Source organism: Neobacillus sp. GCM10023253, assembly GCF_042653105.1.
GTDB classification, from domain to species: domain Bacteria; phylum Bacillota; class Bacilli; order Bacillales; family Cytobacillaceae; genus Neobacillus; species Neobacillus citreus.
Genome location: NZ_JBHSHV010000027.1, coordinates 262,174 through 277,891, shown reverse-complemented (window position 1 = coordinate 277,891; position 15,718 = coordinate 262,174). Strand labels below are relative to the sequence as shown.

General features: G+C 44.5%; 13 protein-coding genes and 2 pseudogenes. 7 read left to right on the top strand and 8 right to left on the bottom strand.

Annotated elements, in window-relative coordinates:
* Positions 1-303: 303 nt before the first annotated feature.
* Positions 304-831, bottom strand: coding sequence for a hypothetical protein (locus ACFPA1_RS24890; protein WP_378586748.1), 528 nt, complete (start codon positions 829-831; stop codon positions 304-306).
* Positions 832-1,363: 532 nt separating this feature from the next.
* Here ACFPA1_RS24890 and ACFPA1_RS24885 point away from each other — a divergent pair.
* From ACFPA1_RS24885 to ACFPA1_RS24875, 3 genes and pseudogenes are all read left to right on the top strand, one after another.
* A complete protein-coding gene (locus ACFPA1_RS24885) occupies positions 1,364-2,767 on the top strand; it encodes an SWIM zinc finger family protein (protein ID WP_378586745.1) in 1,404 nt (467 codons plus the stop codon).
* 455 nt (positions 2,768-3,222) lie between these two features.
* Positions 3,223-4,594 (top strand): annotated as a pseudogene (locus tag ACFPA1_RS24880) (SNF2 helicase-associated domain-containing protein); the annotation flags it as partial.
* Positions 4,595-4,770: 176 nt separating this feature from the next.
* A pseudogene (locus ACFPA1_RS24875) lies at positions 4,771-6,381 on the top strand (DEAD/DEAH box helicase); the annotation flags it as partial.
* A 508-nt stretch (positions 6,382-6,889) separates the two neighbouring features.
* Here the strand turns inward: ACFPA1_RS24875 and ACFPA1_RS24870 are convergent.
* Both ACFPA1_RS24870 and ACFPA1_RS24865 read right to left on the bottom strand, forming a co-directional pair.
* Positions 6,890-7,606 carry a DUF7507 domain-containing protein gene (locus tag ACFPA1_RS24870; RefSeq protein WP_378586742.1) on the bottom strand — a complete coding sequence of 239 codons (717 nt, stop codon included), beginning with the start codon at positions 7,604-7,606 and terminating at the stop codon, positions 6,890-6,892.
* Between the two features lie 235 nt (positions 7,607-7,841).
* Complete coding sequence (locus ACFPA1_RS24865) at positions 7,842-8,612, bottom strand: diguanylate cyclase domain-containing protein (RefSeq protein ID WP_378586738.1); 771 nt, start codon at positions 8,610-8,612, stop codon at positions 7,842-7,844.
* A 261-nt stretch (positions 8,613-8,873) separates the two neighbouring features.
* Here ACFPA1_RS24865 and ACFPA1_RS24860 point away from each other — a divergent pair, with 261 nt between their 5' ends.
* Positions 8,874-9,713: a bifunctional 5,10-methylenetetrahydrofolate dehydrogenase/5,10-methenyltetrahydrofolate cyclohydrolase gene (locus ACFPA1_RS24860; protein ID WP_378586735.1), complete on the top strand. Its 840-nt coding sequence runs from the start codon at positions 8,874-8,876 to the stop codon at positions 9,711-9,713.
* A 458-nt stretch (positions 9,714-10,171) separates the two neighbouring features.
* Here ACFPA1_RS24860 and ACFPA1_RS24855 read toward each other — a convergent pair whose 3' ends face one another.
* From ACFPA1_RS24855 to ACFPA1_RS24845, 3 genes are all read right to left on the bottom strand, one after another.
* Complete coding sequence (locus tag ACFPA1_RS24855) at positions 10,172-10,879, bottom strand: hypothetical protein (RefSeq protein ID WP_378586732.1); 708 nt, start codon at positions 10,877-10,879, stop codon at positions 10,172-10,174.
* A 440-nt stretch (positions 10,880-11,319) separates the two neighbouring features.
* Positions 11,320-12,414, bottom strand: coding sequence for a 3D domain-containing protein (locus ACFPA1_RS24850; protein WP_378586729.1), 1,095 nt, complete (start codon positions 12,412-12,414; stop codon positions 11,320-11,322).
* Between the two features lie 432 nt (positions 12,415-12,846).
* The gene (locus tag ACFPA1_RS24845) at positions 12,847-13,293 is read right to left on the bottom strand and encodes a hypothetical protein (protein ID WP_378586726.1); all 447 of its coding nucleotides are present in this window, start codon (positions 13,291-13,293) and stop codon (positions 12,847-12,849) included.
* 217 nt (positions 13,294-13,510) lie between these two features.
* Here ACFPA1_RS24845 and ACFPA1_RS24840 point away from each other — a divergent pair, with 217 nt between their 5' ends.
* Both ACFPA1_RS24840 and ACFPA1_RS24835 read left to right on the top strand, forming a co-directional pair.
* Positions 13,511-13,924 (top strand): helix-turn-helix domain-containing protein, encoded by a 414-nt coding sequence (locus ACFPA1_RS24840; RefSeq protein ID WP_241113941.1) that lies wholly within the window; start codon positions 13,511-13,513, stop codon positions 13,922-13,924.
* A gap of 82 nt (positions 13,925-14,006) precedes the next feature.
* A complete protein-coding gene (locus tag ACFPA1_RS24835) occupies positions 14,007-14,255 on the top strand; it encodes a hypothetical protein (protein ID WP_378586723.1) in 249 nt (82 codons plus the stop codon).
* Positions 14,256-14,265: 10 nt separating this feature from the next.
* Here the strand turns inward: ACFPA1_RS24835 and ACFPA1_RS24830 are convergent, their stop codons facing one another.
* Together ACFPA1_RS24830 and ACFPA1_RS24825 are read right to left on the bottom strand one after the other, a co-directional pair.
* Entirely contained in the window at positions 14,266-14,451 is a 186-nt protein-coding gene (locus tag ACFPA1_RS24830; protein ID WP_213118011.1) for a hypothetical protein, read from the bottom strand.
* Between the two features lie 26 nt (positions 14,452-14,477).
* Positions 14,478-14,996 (bottom strand): single-stranded DNA-binding protein, encoded by a 519-nt coding sequence (locus ACFPA1_RS24825; RefSeq protein ID WP_378586720.1) that lies wholly within the window; start codon positions 14,994-14,996, stop codon positions 14,478-14,480.
* 245 nt (positions 14,997-15,241) lie between these two features.
* On the opposite strand from ACFPA1_RS24825, the gene ACFPA1_RS24820 reads away from it, so the two are divergent.
* Positions 15,242-15,676 (top strand): YwpF-like family protein, encoded by a 435-nt coding sequence (locus tag ACFPA1_RS24820; protein ID WP_378586717.1) that lies wholly within the window; start codon positions 15,242-15,244, stop codon positions 15,674-15,676.
* Positions 15,677-15,718 lie beyond the last annotated feature (42 nt).

Below are 15,718 nucleotides of genomic sequence, written 5' to 3'. Positions count from 1 at the left end.
CTATTTTGGAAAGTATTTTTATAAAACAGGGAAGTATATCCAGAAAAAAGGTAATTTTAATTGGTCTACCCCACTATCTTTAGCGATTTGGAACTCAATTCTACACTCGCCCCCCTATTCAATTACCTATTTTGGGATTTACTCGGCACTTTGTCGGGTTTACTGGTCTATTTTTTGAATTTACTCGTCTAATTTCAGGATTTACTCGCCGAAATCTGCATTTTACTCGCCAGACCTATTTTTCCGCTATAACCAAACAGCTAAAAGGCCAGGCGGGCAGCCTGGCTCTGGTCATTTTCCATATTAAGTTGATCTCATCTTCTTCCTTTTGTTTTTTCGATAAACATTGTTTTCCATAAGCTGCCCGATTAACCCCATCACCAGGCCGAAAAAGATTCCATTGAACACTGGAGCGTCGAAAAGCGGCAAACTTTTCAATATGGGGCCGTCATGCCAGAATAGGCCGAAATCCATCCCGAGGACGATTCCGAGAAAAAAGCCCGACAGATAAGTCCTGTTCTCCACATTTCCTTCCAGTTTCTGATTATTCGTCTTGGCCGTATTGTAGGCGTGCCAAATGGCGAAGCCGTAAAGTGACGGATAAAACAATCCCCAGCTGTAATCGATAGGTGGCTTGGCCTCAGGCAGGGTCCCATCAAATGAGAAGATTATGGCAAGATTTAATTTCGATTTCACATTGATGACGAATTCCAATATCAGTAACGTAAATCCCATTATATAATCGCGGTTGTAAAATTGGCCGAACCCCGGCAGCACCGTCGACCACAACATCGCGGCATAAGGAGATCTATATTGGTGGGTAGTTCTCATTCGGTCTTCCTCCCATAAGAAGTATATTTATATAATTTCAGCGCAGAAGTGGAAATCTCCTGCTAATTTCACAAATTTTGGGAATTTGGACATACAACTTTCTACTACTTAGGCAGTAGTACCTAAGGTGTAAAGAATTTGTCAGCCATCGGACAATAACAGCGGAATTTGGGCTGTGAGTTCGGATTGTCCACGAGCGGTGCCTGACACCTTTTTGGTGAAATGATACCGTTTTTCCTAGAGGCTTGAGCATTTGCTCCTCGTGTTGCGGATTTTTGGGTATAATAGAGGAATATGGATTTTTTGGGTAAAGGGAGCGATGCCTGTGAACGAGGTGTTACAGGGGCTTGCGAATGAGTTAAAGGATATGCTGAATGCGAATGTGGCGGATGATGCACGGCTGGTTCAGAAGGGGATGATGCTGTACCGGCAGGGTCTGGTGACGCAGCTTCGCTTTGAGAACGGGGAGTATACGGCGGTGGTGCAGGATGTGTCGCCGGCGAAGGTGCGGTTGGACCCGGAGTTTTTGGGGATGAGTGATTGTTCGTGCCCTGGTGAGGAGCTTTGCCGGCATCAGTTAGCCGTGTTTTTTGCAGCATACTCAAAGGAAGCGAGTGTTTCGGATTGGCTAGCGGAGTGGCGTGAGCCGGTGCGAGAAACGAAGTCGGTGGCGAGCTGGGGTCTGCAGGCTGCGAAGGATTTGGTGAAGGCGGCTGGGCTTATGAAGCCCGACTATGACCGCTGGGTACAGTCGTTTGAGTCAAGTTTTGATACGTTGGTTGCCTCTAAAAAACATACGAACCCGTATGTGGTCTCAGAGCTGTTCGGGATTCATATGAAGCGGGTCGGGGCGAGTGCGCCGGTGGAGAAGGAATGGCGCCTGCTGTATGAGCTGGTCGCGTCGATCGTATCGTTTCGGAAGCTGCTGGCGTTGAGCGAAGAGCTTGGTTTTGAGGAACATGTCGTAAGGAAGGCTTATGGGCATTGTTTTGAAAATTTGCTGGAGGATTCGGCGGATTTGGTGGAACGGTTGGTCGTACAGACGATGCCATTTGCGTTCGATGAGTTTATTGAGCGGCTGCGGGATGAGTCGTTTGAGGTCCTGACGTGTGTTGCGGGGTATGAAATTGAACGGGTATATATGCACCGCCAGTTGTGGACGGAGCTGTTCCGGAAGAAGGAGTGGCGGCAGGAGGAAGCGCTCCGGATTGGTTCTAGGTTGAAGGCGCTTGGGGAATCGGAGAATCCCCTGCCTTTCTCGGCTGCCATGATTCATTTATATTTCCTGCTTGGGAATGATGACCTGGCGTTGAAGCTTGCTGGCGGTGTGTCTGATGTTCGGTTTGTACCGTATATGGTGTACTGGATTGATTATTTTACAGGTGCGAAACTGTGGCGCCGAGCGGAGCCTGTGATTGAGATGTTTTTGGGAAAGCTGAAGGAGTATTTGGATTGGATTGGTTCGTATCAAAGCTGTTCGGCCTTTGTGAGGAGTGTAATGCGGTCGATTGCACCGTATTGTTCGGAGAATGGCCGCGTGGAATTGTATGAGCGGGCACTATTGGTGTCGCTGCCATACAGCTTTGCAGATTATGAATATTTGTTGTTTGAGCGCGGCGATTATGACCGCTGGGGCGAGCTTCAGGCGTTTGTCGGGTTCGATTATTATGAATTGCCGAAGGATCGGGTTAAGGTCGTCGAGAAGGAGCGGCCCGAGGTACTGCTGGGGATGCTGCATCAAACGGCGCAGCGGGAGATTGACCAGAAAAACCGTTCGAGCTACAGGGCGGCAGTTCGGCACTTGAAGAAGCTGCGGACTTTATATAAGAAACTGAAACGCGTTGATGATTGGGAGTACTTTATTGAAGGACTATTGGAGCGAACGAAGCGGTTGCGGGCTTTTCATGAGGAGTGTCAGAGGAGTAAGTTGATCTAGGATAGTGTTTGTTGGTGATAATGGTGGCTGGCACCGCTCGTGGACATATATCCATGTGGAGTGGACAATTTGGGGTTTAGGGCTCTGGATTGGTTGGTCGGGAGCGGTGCCTGACACTTATGAGGTTGGTTTTTTTGATTGGGAAACCTCGCAATTTTGATTCGCCGATAAAGTGGCTGAATTCGCCGATTGGAGCCGGAAATCCGCCGATAGAATGCTATAAATCGCCGATAGAACCTTAAAATTCGCCGATAGAAAATGTAAACTCATTATTTAAGGGCAATTTTATTGCAGTCGGGTGACTTTTCAGCTGAAAATATCTATCTTAGAAGACTTTTTGAAGGCAATTATAGATTTACATACATACATTTACTTTTAAATTACCTTTTTTAAAAAGAAAAAGGTATTCGAGGGTCTAACTTTAAGCGGCCCTCCTATAAAGGAGTACGTTTTCCATGCTTAAAACCAGGTTTTTGAAATTGCTGACAACTAAATTAGGTGATGATCGGTTTCTGCTGACGGCCCAGGATGAGCACGGCAGGTTTATGAGTCCTTTCAGGTGGAGGAATCTTGTCTTCAGCAGTCACGAGGAGAGTTTTTTCGGGACAGTGCTGGATGAGATGACCGTGGATGATGTCGAAGGCGTGGTTGTGAACGGCTGGCAACTTGTGTCGCTTTTTGCCAAGGAGTCATTCAACCGCTTTATCGAATGGGACTGGAACGAAGAGTCCGAAATTTGCTTGGCAGCCGCCAACTCCATGTACGAGGGCATTGTCGAAAAAGACTGGCACCCGGACTTTTCCGTATGGGGCCCGGACGGCGAATTCCGCTGGAAGCTGCCCGAGCGCGTGATGGATGAATTCCATCCCGAGTTTTGGGAACAAATGGTGCACGGGGACGGTTCTTCTGCATCATTGCAGTCAGATGAAATGGTGCATGGGGACGATTCTCTCGCATCATCAGAGGCAGATGAAGTGAGGCATCAGAACCGTCCCCATGCCTCACCCACCGCTCTCAACTATATTTCGGATTTGTATAACAGTGCGCTGGATTCTTTTTTGACTAGGAATAATGCGGCGAAGGAGCTGTTTGGGCCGAAGCTTGATTTATTGAAGAAACAGAATTTGTCGGGCTTGGAGCTGGCGCGTTATTTTGATGAGGAAAGCTGGCTCGAGTGGGTCGGCATCAAGGAGAGCGAGGCTCCGTTTACGATTGGCTTGCGGCTGGATGAGCCTGAAGACGGCGAAGGCGACTGGAGCCTGGATGTATTTTTGCGCGGGAAGAAAAATATCGATGAGATTGTCGATGTCGAGGATGTGAAGCGGATTCCAGCCAGATGGCGGCCGTTTTTGGATAAGGTTGACCGTGAGCAGGCCCGCTGGGTACGGCTGTTTCCGTGGCTGGGAGACGGGGCATCGACGGATGCGGATGACGAGAGCAGCCCTGCGGCTTTGAAAACGGAGCTGACCGAGGAAGAAGCGTGGATGTTTTTGACGGACGCGAGCGAAACGCTGTTGGCGCTGGATGTCGAAATCCTCCTCCCTTCCTGGTGGCAAGCGATGAAAAATGCCAATCTGCGCGTAAAGGCGTCGCTTAAGGGGACGTCGAGCCACCGGCCGTCGTTTGTCGGGCTAGATGCGATGCTCGATTTCAACTGGCGTTTTTCGATGAATGGTGTCGATTTGTCCGAGGATGAGTTCCATCAGCTTGTCGAGGAAAAGCGGAGGCTCGTCTATATTCGCGGCCGTTGGGTGAAGCTCGATCCGCAGTTCATTCGGCAAATTCAGGATTTGATGAAACGTGCCGAAAAAGAAGGCCTGCAAGTTCGGGATTTGATTGAGCAGGAGCTAGTGAATTCAGGTGAGGGCAGCGAAGAGGAACTAGAGAATCCCAAGGTGTTCGCGAAGATTCAGATTGAGCTGAACCGGCAATGGAAGCAGATGGTAAAGCAGCTGTCGGAGGCAAATGAAATTCCGCTTGTGGATGTGCCTGAGGGATTGAACGGCGAATTGAGACCATATCAGCAGCTTGGGATGAGCTGGCTTTGGTTTTTACGGCAGTACGGATTTGGTGCCGTGTTAGCTGATGATATGGGGCTTGGGAAGACAATTCAGTTGATTTCTTATTTGTTGAAGGTGAAGGATGAAGCTGGGGATGTGGTGAAGGTGGTTCCGGGAGATGTTGTGGAAGCGCCAGTTGTTGCTGATGACCTTGTTGGGGACAATTTGCTGGATAGTCAGGTCACGGCATCAGACACGGAAACCACCCCCTCCGCCCTGCCTATTGCACCTGCCGATACGAAACCGCGCCGCAAGAAAAAAGAGGATGCCGCACCTGCCAAGTTACCGACGAACGCAGCCTTAATCATCTGCCCTACCTCGGTGCTCGGCAATTGGCAAAAGGAAATTGAGCGGTTTGCTCCGGAGATGAACGTGTACCTCCACTACGGCTCGAACCGACTTAAAGAGGCTAATTTTTCCGAAAAAGCTAGGGATGTAGATGTTGTGCTTACCTCCTATGGCTTGAGTCATCTAGATTCCGTGGAATTCGAGTCCGTTCAATGGAGCACGATTGCCATCGATGAAGCGCAGAACATTAAGAATGCCCAAACGAAGCAATCAAAAGCGGTTCGAAGATTGCGCGGACGCCATCATGTGGCCCTGACCGGGACGCCGATGGAAAACCGCCTATCCGAACTGTGGTCGATCTTTGATTTTACCAATCATGGCTATCTTGGCAGCCTAGGCCAGTTCCAGAAACGGTACATCATCCCGATTGAAAAGGATGAAAAGAAAGATAAAATCCAGCAGCTGCAGTCGTTGATTCGGCCGTTCCTGCTACGGCGGACGAAAAAGGATGAGGAAGTAGCGCTGAACCTGCCTGACAAGCTGGAACAAAAGGAATACTGCCCGCTTACAGCAGAGCAGGCATCGCTTTATGAGCAGCTCATTCACGATACATTTGAACAGATTGAAAAATTGACCGGCTTTGAACGCAAGGGGTTAGTGTTGCAAATGCTGGGCCGCTTGAAGCAGCTGTGTAACCACCCTGCCCTCTACTTGAAGGAAAAGTCAGCGAGCCGGGAACTTCTCGAGCGATCGAACAAGTTGGAGAAGCTTGTCGAGCTGGTCGATTCGGTTTTGGACCAGGGCGAAAGCTGTCTGATTTTCACCCAATATATCGAAATGGGCGAAATGATTCGGAGTGCCCTGAAGAAGAAATTTGGCATCGAGGTACCATTTTTGAACGGCAGTGTGCCGAAGACGCAGCGTGATACGATGATTGAGCGGTTCCAGAACGGGGAGTTCCCGGTATTCCTGCTATCCTTGAAGGCGGGCGGAACCGGATTGAACCTGACGGCGGCGAACCACGTCATTCACTACGACCGCTGGTGGAACCCTGCCGTTGAAAACCAAGCGACCGACCGGGCCTACCGCATCGGCCAATCACGCTTCGTGCACGTGCACAAACTAATCTGCACCGGCACACTCGAGGAAAAAATCGACGCCATGCTGGAGAAGAAGCAATTTTTAAATGATCAGATTATCCAGAGTGAGAATTGGATTACGGAGCTTTCTACAGATGAGCTTAGGGATTTGGTACATTTGGGGTAATGTAGTGGTGTCAGGGACCGCGCGTGGACATTTGTCCACTTCGGGAGGACAGCGGCTTTAGAGGCCGCTGTTTTTTTATTTCGTTTCTGTAAGTATAAAGCTCCTAATTTTTGTTAGATTAAGGTGGCTTTTTGTTTTTTTAATATTTCATAAAGCACTTTACAACAATTATGTGAATTGTTTAACAAACCATTATAAAGAAACTAATTCTAATTATAAAAAATATCATAATTGAAAATGATCGAATAAATAGTAGGAGTAGTTAAATGATGAATACAGAATGAAAGGATGGAATCATTGTGATCCCATCCTTGGTCTGTTTTTGTCAGGATTCCATAAAATCATGTGCTCCTATTCCACTTTAAGTGTCATTTCTTTTCCTGTAAATCCTCCACGTACTTTAAGGACAAACCTTTTGCGTCATCAGGGACACCAAAAACAATCTCCCCTTCTTGTGTTAATGCAAGTGGTCAACCTACCGTTGTAGTTGTTGATCTAGTTACAGGAGTTATCCCCCCCTCTGCACTGTTACAGTAGTTGTTGCACTTACAGGAGCTACTCCATCTGCAATCGCAGTGGCGATATTTGTAACAGAAGGTCCTGCCGAACCTAGCACCCTTACGACAACCGTTATAGTGGCAGAACTTGAAGGAGCAAGTGAAGGTGTTGTGAAGGTTACCAATGTTGGGTTTCCGGCTGGTGTTTCAGTAGTGGTAAATCCTACTGGGGCATTCGTTGACACAAGGTTGGTACTTGCTGGTATCGGCTCGGATATCAGTAAATTGGTTAGGGGTGCGGTTCCCGTATTTGACACCACAAATGTGTAGGTAAGCAGTTGCCCTACCTGCACAGGATTTGGCGCTGCCGCTTTCGTCATTGTCAGGGTACCAACCCCCGCTGGAGTTGTGGTGATAGTTGGGATTAAATCTAGGATATTTTCAAACTTGAATTCCAACAGCATTTCTTTCTTGATGACGTCACGAAGGGTCCTTTGAACACTTGCATCAATATCAAGAAGATTAGTCAATGAAACGGTTGCAGGGGAAAATGTAGTTCTTGTTGGGGTTAATGTACCAAGAACAAGTTGAAGTTTTTCAGCTTCTGCATTCAAAAGGTGAGCAAGAGCCAACTCCTCAAGAGCAACGGAAGACAGTAACAATGGAACAGTTTGCCCCACACTAAGCGAAATGGTAGGCGTTATATTCGGTATGCCGGGTAAAGACACTACTCTTCATCTCCTTAAAATCATAGTCCTTGATATTCTACTGGATTTTTTTTAATGAGTCTGTGCAATTGTCCCTAATGGATAAATTTCTTTATCTTCATCGGCCCAATGCCCGATCTCCTTTTGCTAAACGTACTGGACTTACTGTTGATAAAGTTAGAAGCATAGCAAAATCTAAGGAGAACTAAACATACTCAAATTATAATGACTGTTCTTCCTTCCTAAGCCGCCTAGTCTATCCCTTCCCGTCTTTTAAGATCAATTCGGGCGGCAGCTCAAATATAACAAACGTGTTTTTCCCGCGTAATTTAGCTTTATACATGGCGATATCCGCATTTTTCATTAACGTATTTGCCTCTATTCCGTGTTCCGGGAAAAAGGCAATTCCAATACTTGTCGAAGTCATAATTTGATTTTCGTCAATCGTAGCAGGCTTATTAATTTCATTGATGATTTTTTCCACATACTCTAACACTAACGGTTTGTCTGTGTTTGGAAGATAAATGATAAATTCATCTCCGGCGAAACGCGAGACCGTATTGTCGCTACCTATACAAGCCATAAGTCGACTTCCTATTTCCTTCAATAAAAGATCGCCAACATCATGTCCATACGTATCATTTACCTGCTTAAACCCATCAATATCAAGTAACAAGACAGCACCTGTATTGCTTTTTCGCATAAGAGAATGGCTTAATTGCATATCAAAGTAACGACGATTCGAGAGCCCTGTCACGGGGTCATAATAGGCCAGCTCTTTGTACTTTTCTTCCGCTCTCTCTAGAGTAATCCGTTGTTTCATCACAATAAAGAGGAAGGGCATAAAAATTAATACCGTAACAATAATGTCAATGATTTCTTCCATTCCATCCAACGGGATCTTCCAAATCCAATGAATGATTCGTTGCAATACAACTGCTTCTGAAACTTTTATAAACAGCAAACCTATTAATATCAAAATAATTTTAAATGACCATTTTGTATACTTCTTTTTCTTTATTTCCAAATGAGTTTCTCTCCCATTTCTAATTTCCTTAAACAGATTACTAAAACAATAGTACAATATCAATTAAGGATTTATTCCATTGACATTTTGTGCTTATATGTTATCTTTTACTTATAAAAAGCAAATGGGACACAGTTACTGACGACAAATGTGGAATTAACCACAAGGAAGCTGTGTTTTATATAGTGTCGGGTCGTCTGGGCAGAGATAAGGATTATATCCTTATCTCTTTTTTATTACATTTTTTCAGGAGGATTCGTTATGGAAAAAATCATTTTGGATGGAAATGTCGTTGCAACGGAAATTAAGGAAGGCTTGAAAGCACGAATTGAAGTTTTAAAAAATAAAGGCATCACGCCATGCCTCGCAACGATTTTAGTTGGTGATAACCCCGCTTCAGAGACCTATGTAAGAATGAAAGGAAATGCTTGCAAAAGACTTGGCATGGAGTCTATTCGCGTGCAATTACCCGAAGAAACAGGGACTTTAGAGCTGATCGAAAAAATTAATGAGTTAAATAACGATCCAGCGGTTCATGGCATTCTTTTGCAGCATCCGGTTCCATCGCATATTGATGAACGCGCCGCGTTTGAGGCCATTGATATTCGAAAAGATGTGGATGGTGTCACAAGTGCAGGGTACGGGCAGACTGCATTAGGATTTGGAGAATACCCCTCCTGCACACCCGCTGCCATTATGAAAATGTTAGACTATTACCAGATTCCAATTGAGGGTAAACATGCAGTCGTAGTGGGCAGAAGTCCGATCTTAGGGAAACCTGTTTCTGCGTTACTTCTTAATGCCAATGCGACCGTTACGACTTGCCATTCAAAAACAGCCAATTTACCTGAAATCTTAAAGCAGGCAGATATTGTTGTTGCAGCAGTTGGACGGCCTAAATTTATTCAGGGAAGCTGGTTAAAGCAGGGTTCCGTCGTATTAGACGCAGGTTATAACAAAGGCAATGTCGGGGATATTGATTATGAAACATGTTACGAAGCGGCAAGTGCCATCACTCCTGTTCCAGGAGGTATCGGCCCTATTACCATTGCGACCTTATTGAAACATACGGTTGATTCCGCAGAAAAAATGTCGATCTAAGTTACAAACAAGCTGGTTTTCGGTTAACGGGTTCGGATGTTGATGGGAAAGATGCTAAACGAATTAACATATGTTTTAACAGTAAATAAGCAATATGAATGACAAGTAAAAACGCTCAGATTTTTCTGAGCGTTTTTTGGCGTAATCATTAGCAAAATTTTAGGTATTTCCCGGGAATTTGTTGAAATTTGAAAGAATAATGAATCCGACTATTCAAAACAAAGGAATATATGTTTTGATTTTATTGTGATATCGTCTAGGCTTGTCTGTATCGGGTATCGCTATAACGCTCTGATTTCGGATTGAAAAAGAAGTTAATTCCACCTATATCGCATAGCGATACGAAACAAAAATAAGAGCCGTTACATCCTTACGCTATAATCGATTAGCTAAGTACTTTTAGGAATTTGTTTTTACAAATTTTTACACCGTTAAGCAAAAAAAATTAAATAGGCACCTTATTTTCGGAATAACAAAAAAAGTGTCTCCCATATCCCTTTAGGTTTTTGTATCGCTTCCTCTAGACGTTTATTAAAATCATTTTGTGAATGCCATTCTTTTTTCTGTTCGTCACGCATATTTTGTATTTCTGCTTGTAAGAATTCGTTCATTTGTTTTTCTTGTTCAAGTAATGTTTCATATTGGGTCATTTGTTGTTCAGATAATTTTTCTATTTTAACCTGAGTTTTTTGCGCTGAATTTGCAATATTAGAACTTATGCTATGATGATCTTGTTGTAACCGAGAAACCGCAGTTCTAAGCTCTGACATATCGTTTGTCAGTTGGACATTCATTTCACGTGTGGCTGCGAGCTCATTGACTAAAAACCTTAATACCTCTTTTAATTGATTGGGGTCTTCGGGTAAATTTTCATATGTATCGGATACCGCTATCTCTGTTTCATTGAATTGTTCTAATCTTTCTTTTTGTTGATATACAAGGTCTTTAGCTGTATCGTCTAGGGGCTTGTCAGTATCGCGTAACGATATAAGTGCTTCGAGGTCGGATTGAACAAAGATACGCCGATCGCCATCTTTTAAAAACTCATATCCATTTCGTTCTAAGATTTGGCCATACTTTCGGACAGTGGGTGTTGCAATCCCCACTTCTTCCGCCACTTCTTTGGAAGAGAAAGCTCGCTCATTCGGTTGTATATCACGTCTCATATCGGACCTCCTATTCTATTACATTATGAAAGTATTTTCGATTTATTTCAAGCTATATCGCCCAGCGATACAAAGCTCCTTTCTGGAGGAACTCTATTAAGGATGATGCTTGTTTTTGATTGAGGTTCTCAACCGCCACAACTCATGCCTTTAGCTGTATCGCGTAACGCTATACGCGTGTCATATCGCCCAGCGATACAAACACAAAAAAGTCCTTTAAATCTGTATGGTTATAAAGTCAAAATTCCACATTAAGTATAGTTCGACAAACTTGGACAAATTTCCTGCAAGAACCGATATTGAATAGATTTAATGGTTCCTGCTCTTTATTCGAAGTCATTTTACATTGTGTGACCAACCAAAAATTCGAACCCACTTAAAAAGACCCGGCACGCTCCAGTACCGGGTCTCCACCTCACATGAACTTTATTTTTCAAAAATTAATTTAAAATAATCAGCTTTACGGTTCTTCTGCCCCATGCTCTTGCTTCTGCACTGTTTGGCTTAAGGATGTCGATGCGGTGGCCTTTGATGGCGCCGCCAGTGTCTCCGGCAATCGCTTCGCCGTAGCCTTCGACCCATACACGCGAACCAAGCGGGATAACAGACGGATCGACTGCAATCAATTTCATATTTGGATTGGCCTCGATGTTATAACCCATCGCCGTTATCGAGCCTGAATCCTCGTGGCTGTAAGCGGTTGCGGTTACGTACATTTCCTTGCCGCTAATGCCTGCGCTAGAGGTATCCTGCGCTGGGGCTGGGCGTGCGCTTGCCTGCTGCTGGGCAATTGCCGCTTGAATTCCGGCCATTTGTGACTGGATTTTCGCTTTGTCCTGCTCGGCTAGAGCCAATTGTTGCGTAATTTGATTATATTTATCCTGCATGGCCGTTAAGACTTCCTGACGCTTTTGCAGGTTTTGGTCAAGTTCAGCTTGCTTTGTGGCAAGAACGTTTTGCTGCTCCAGTAAAACCTGTTCCTGCTTATCGATTTCCTTTTTGTCGTCTTCAATTTTCTGAAGGTCTGCCTTTTGGGAATTCAAAATGTCCTTGTCAGCATCCATCAATGTCGAGACCGCGCTTGCACGCTTAATGAGATCGGAAATGCTTTCAGATTCTAAGAATACGTTCATGATGATATTGAAGTTGTCACTTTGCTGCATGGCCACGGCCCGCTTTTTCATGATTTCGCTCCGGCCGAGGATTTTGTCCTCAAGCGCGACAATCTCTTCTTTCTTTTGTTCAATCAGCTGGTTCACTTCGTCGATTTTGGCCTGAGTTTGGGCCATTTCTTCTTGGTTCTTTGTAATATATGCATATATTGAATCTAGTTCTTTCTGAATTCCTTGTATTTCTTGATTAACAGCTTGCTGTTCTTGTTTCTGCTGATTAACAATTTGCTGTTTTTCCTGGAGCTGCTGTTGAGCATTGCGAAGTGCTTCACTGCTTGTTTGTGCATATGTAACCATGGTGCCTGATGCGTATGTAGCAATTGTAAGTACTACTAGTAAAATACGCTTGATCGTGGATTGCATATACTCCCCTCCTATTAATCTATTTATAACAGACAAACTTACCAGTTATGTTACAAAAATATTAAAAGAATATCACAAATCGACTTAAACAGGATAAAAATGGCTGTTTTAAGGCAAAAAAGTGTCATAAATCAAAAATTTGGGAGCTTTTTGGAAAATGGTGGATAAGGATGTCAGGCACTGTACGTGGACATTTGTCTGTGTGGGGTGGACACTTCCATTTAGGTGAGAGTCCAGTATTGGGGCTGAAATTTACATTTTTTTTAAAATTTACTCGTCGATTTCGTGAATTTACTCGTCAAAAATCAGGATTTACTCGCCGACTATTGACTTTTACTCGCCGAATTTCATGATTTACTCGCCAACCCCCATCTCAAGCGGACCCCAACTACATAAAAAGCCAGGCATCCAGCCTGGCTCAGGTATTTTTCACTACAATTTCCGAAGTATTCCTCCTTGTAGTTTAAAACAATCACTAGTATCTTTAAGTTTCTTTTCCGCTGACAAGGTACGCCGTTTTTTCCTTATTAATAGACTTGTTTTTTCAAAAGGGAAATGTCGAAGGGCTGTCACTTTGCTTCCTTCAATTAGAACAAAGTGACTCAGAATCTCATAGATTACCTCCTCCGGGAGATCTTTTTCACCTACTAGAATCTGTATTTTATTTTCGTTGTATATTATTTGGAAGTCTTGATCACAGAAATTGATGGGCATTTTCCCACCGTTTTCAAGGGGGATATATTGGTATGAGGGGTTCATAGTTGTGTGAGATAACTGAAATGAAAGGATAAATATGTCAATAAAGCTAGGTTTTCTTTTTAATCGCCATTCCTTGCTGCTAATTTGTTCACCCACTATTACTAAAAAAGTTTTTTCCATGAAAGACCTCCTGTTTTGACATTTATCTACACCGTTTCATATTATTCGACAATAATTTTAATATTCCTTTTCAATAAAATTGAGGAAATCATATTTTTTATTCAACGTGCACTCTTTTCACGACACTCGATGTGAAGGATACGCACATTTAGACTATGGGCCATTTTTTCCCGTTAAGGTAAAGTCAGGATTTGTTTTTATGATGGCGGTGAAAAGGATGTCTCTAGCGGAAAAATTGAAGAAGCTTCGTGATCGGCAAAACTGGTCTCAGGATACGCTGGCCAGCATGATGAATTTGCATCGCTCGACGATCAGCCGATTTGAGAACGGCCGCAGCGTACCCACTTATCAAACATTGCTGCAGTTTGCGGAAATTTTTAAAATAGACAAGGATTATTTGCTCGGGGAGTTGAATCAGGGCGATTTCTCACAGGTGGAGCCAGGCTTTCTTACCAAGGAAACCCTGGAGAATCCCGATTTGGCAATAATTTACGAGTTGCTTCAAAAAGAGCCTGAGTTAAAGAAGGCCCTGGTAGAGCTCCACTTAATGGCACCCAAGCGCCGGGCGTTTTATGCGGATATGATCGCGAGCCTTGTTAGGGCTAATAAGCGGCATAGGGATAAGATTTAGCGTGAGGTTTTAGAAAATCGAAGAAGCCGCTGACACGAGGTCAGCGGCTTCTTTTTAAAAAACAGGGGGTTTTGCTATTATTATGGCCAAATCGTGGGTTTTTATACCAATCCCTTCATACAAAAAAAATCCCGGCAAAGATACTGCCGGAATTCCAAAAATGAGGCTGGTTCAGGAGAGATGTTTGATTCTCTTTTTCAATGTAGGCAGTTCGGGGAAATTGGTTGAGAATCGTGACCGACATACTTTTCTTGAGAAGCAGGCAGTGGCGCCGCTGCCTGCATTTACTTTTACCAATATCTCCGCCAATCCAAGGTCGTCGTCAAAGTGAAACCCCATTATTACGAGTAAATCCTAATCGGGCTGCGCTCCCTTTTTTCCTGCTGCTGTTCCTTAATCAGCCATTCCAACTGGCTGACCCGCAGCTGCAGGCTGTCGACCTTTTGATTGGCCTTTCCAACCATTTTTATTAACGTTTCGAGTAACTGCTCGAGGTTGTGGACGTATTCTTCTTCATGAGCACCCAAGGTTGAGCCCCTCCTTTTTCCACCACTTAAAATGGTAATGATGCAGCAACCGATTCAGCTGTTGGGGCTGGCCCAGGTGCAGCAGCCTGGGACTGGCCTGCTGCACCCGAAGGTCCAGATGACGCGGCTGAACTTTGTCCTGAGGGATTCGCCCCCTGCCCATTTGCCGCACCCGAAACCGACGCCGTAGACCCAGCTCTTGATTCCCCGGCTCCCGCCCCCTGCGGCTTCGTACTCAAAAACCGAATTGTTTCCGCCACAACCTCTGTTACGTATACCCTTTTTCCATCCCGCCCGTCATAATGGCGGGTTTGCAGCCGTCCGGTGATCCCGACGACCGCCCCTTTTCGACAATATTTGTACGTGTTTTCCGCGGCATTTCGCCACAGGGTGCACTGCACAAAATCCGTGTCAAATTCGCCATTGTGATTACGGAAATTCCGGTTCACCGCCAAGGTAATGTGCGACACCGGCGTTCCCTCCGTCGTTTGATTCAATTCCGGGTCCCTCGTCAAGCGGCCAACCAGCGTTACTTGATTAATCAAGGTATCATCTCCTCCAACATTTGATGATTTCATCTTAGACCCGGTCCAGAGCAAAGTAAAATTGCGATACAGCCCGTTTCAAGGTCGATTTTTCTCGAAAAAGCAATTTTCGAGAGGGTTTTTGTCACGGACGGGGGCAATTTTTTACAAATAAATTAAAAATCCTATTTCGGTCAAATATTTTTCGACATTTGCTTCTTTTTTGCGTATGTTATAATTAGGAAAAAACAAACAGGAGGTTGGTAATGAAGACGTTTAAATTATTCTCGCTGGAAGTTGTGGAAAATGACAAATCGGTTGAAGTTCCGCTTGAAGACGGCCTGATTCTCAACAAAGAAGACGAACGCTCCACCTGGCTGATTGAGGCGTACACCACTGATCTCTCCCTGTATGATTATTTTAAAAAAATATCTGAGCAAAACCGCGAAGTCATTGTCGAGGCCGTTATTACGAAGAAGGAAAACGCACCCGCTTATTTTCAAACGAAAATCGCTTCGCTGACGAAATTCGAAAAACACGCAAGCGTTCTGTTTTTAGGCCACCTGCGCCGCAACAAAAGCGACTATTCCGAACTATTGCTCGACAGCCTCATCCAAAAAGGCTTATCAGGAGACGCCCTCCTTGCCGAATTCAAGGATAAAATGAAGAGCAAGCCGAAGCTAAAGGTCCACAATACGTAAAGTGTATACCAGTCCTCGGACTGGTTTTTTCTTGGAAAAATT

What these genes read in the sequence shown, in the direction of transcription:
- ACFPA1_RS24890 (WP_378586748.1), bottom strand. Translation starts at nt 831, where the DNA reads ATGAGAACTACCCACCAATATAGATCTCCTTATGCCGCGATGTTGTGG.
- ACFPA1_RS24885 (WP_378586745.1), top strand. Translation starts at nt 1,364, where the DNA reads ATGAGTGATTGTTCGTGCCCTGGTGAGGAGCTTTGCCGGCATCAGTTA.
- ACFPA1_RS24860 (WP_378586735.1), top strand. Translation starts at nt 8,874, where the DNA reads ATGGAAAAAATCATTTTGGATGGAAATGTCGTTGCAACGGAAATTAAG.
- ACFPA1_RS24855 (WP_378586732.1), bottom strand. Translation starts at nt 10,879, where the DNA reads ATGAGACGTGATATACAACCGAATGAGCGAGCTTTCTCTTCCAAAGAA.
- ACFPA1_RS24850 (WP_378586729.1), bottom strand. Translation starts at nt 12,414, where the DNA reads ATGCAATCCACGATCAAGCGTATTTTACTAGTAGTACTTACAATTGCT.
- ACFPA1_RS24845 (WP_378586726.1), bottom strand. Translation starts at nt 13,293, where the DNA reads ATGGAAAAAACTTTTTTAGTAATAGTGGGTGAACAAATTAGCAGCAAG.
- ACFPA1_RS24840 (WP_241113941.1), top strand. Translation starts at nt 13,511, where the DNA reads ATGTCTCTAGCGGAAAAATTGAAGAAGCTTCGTGATCGGCAAAACTGG.
- ACFPA1_RS24835 (WP_378586723.1), top strand. Translation starts at nt 14,007, where the DNA reads ATGGCCAAATCGTGGGTTTTTATACCAATCCCTTCATACAAAAAAAAT.
- ACFPA1_RS24820 (WP_378586717.1), top strand. Translation starts at nt 15,242, where the DNA reads ATGAAGACGTTTAAATTATTCTCGCTGGAAGTTGTGGAAAATGACAAA.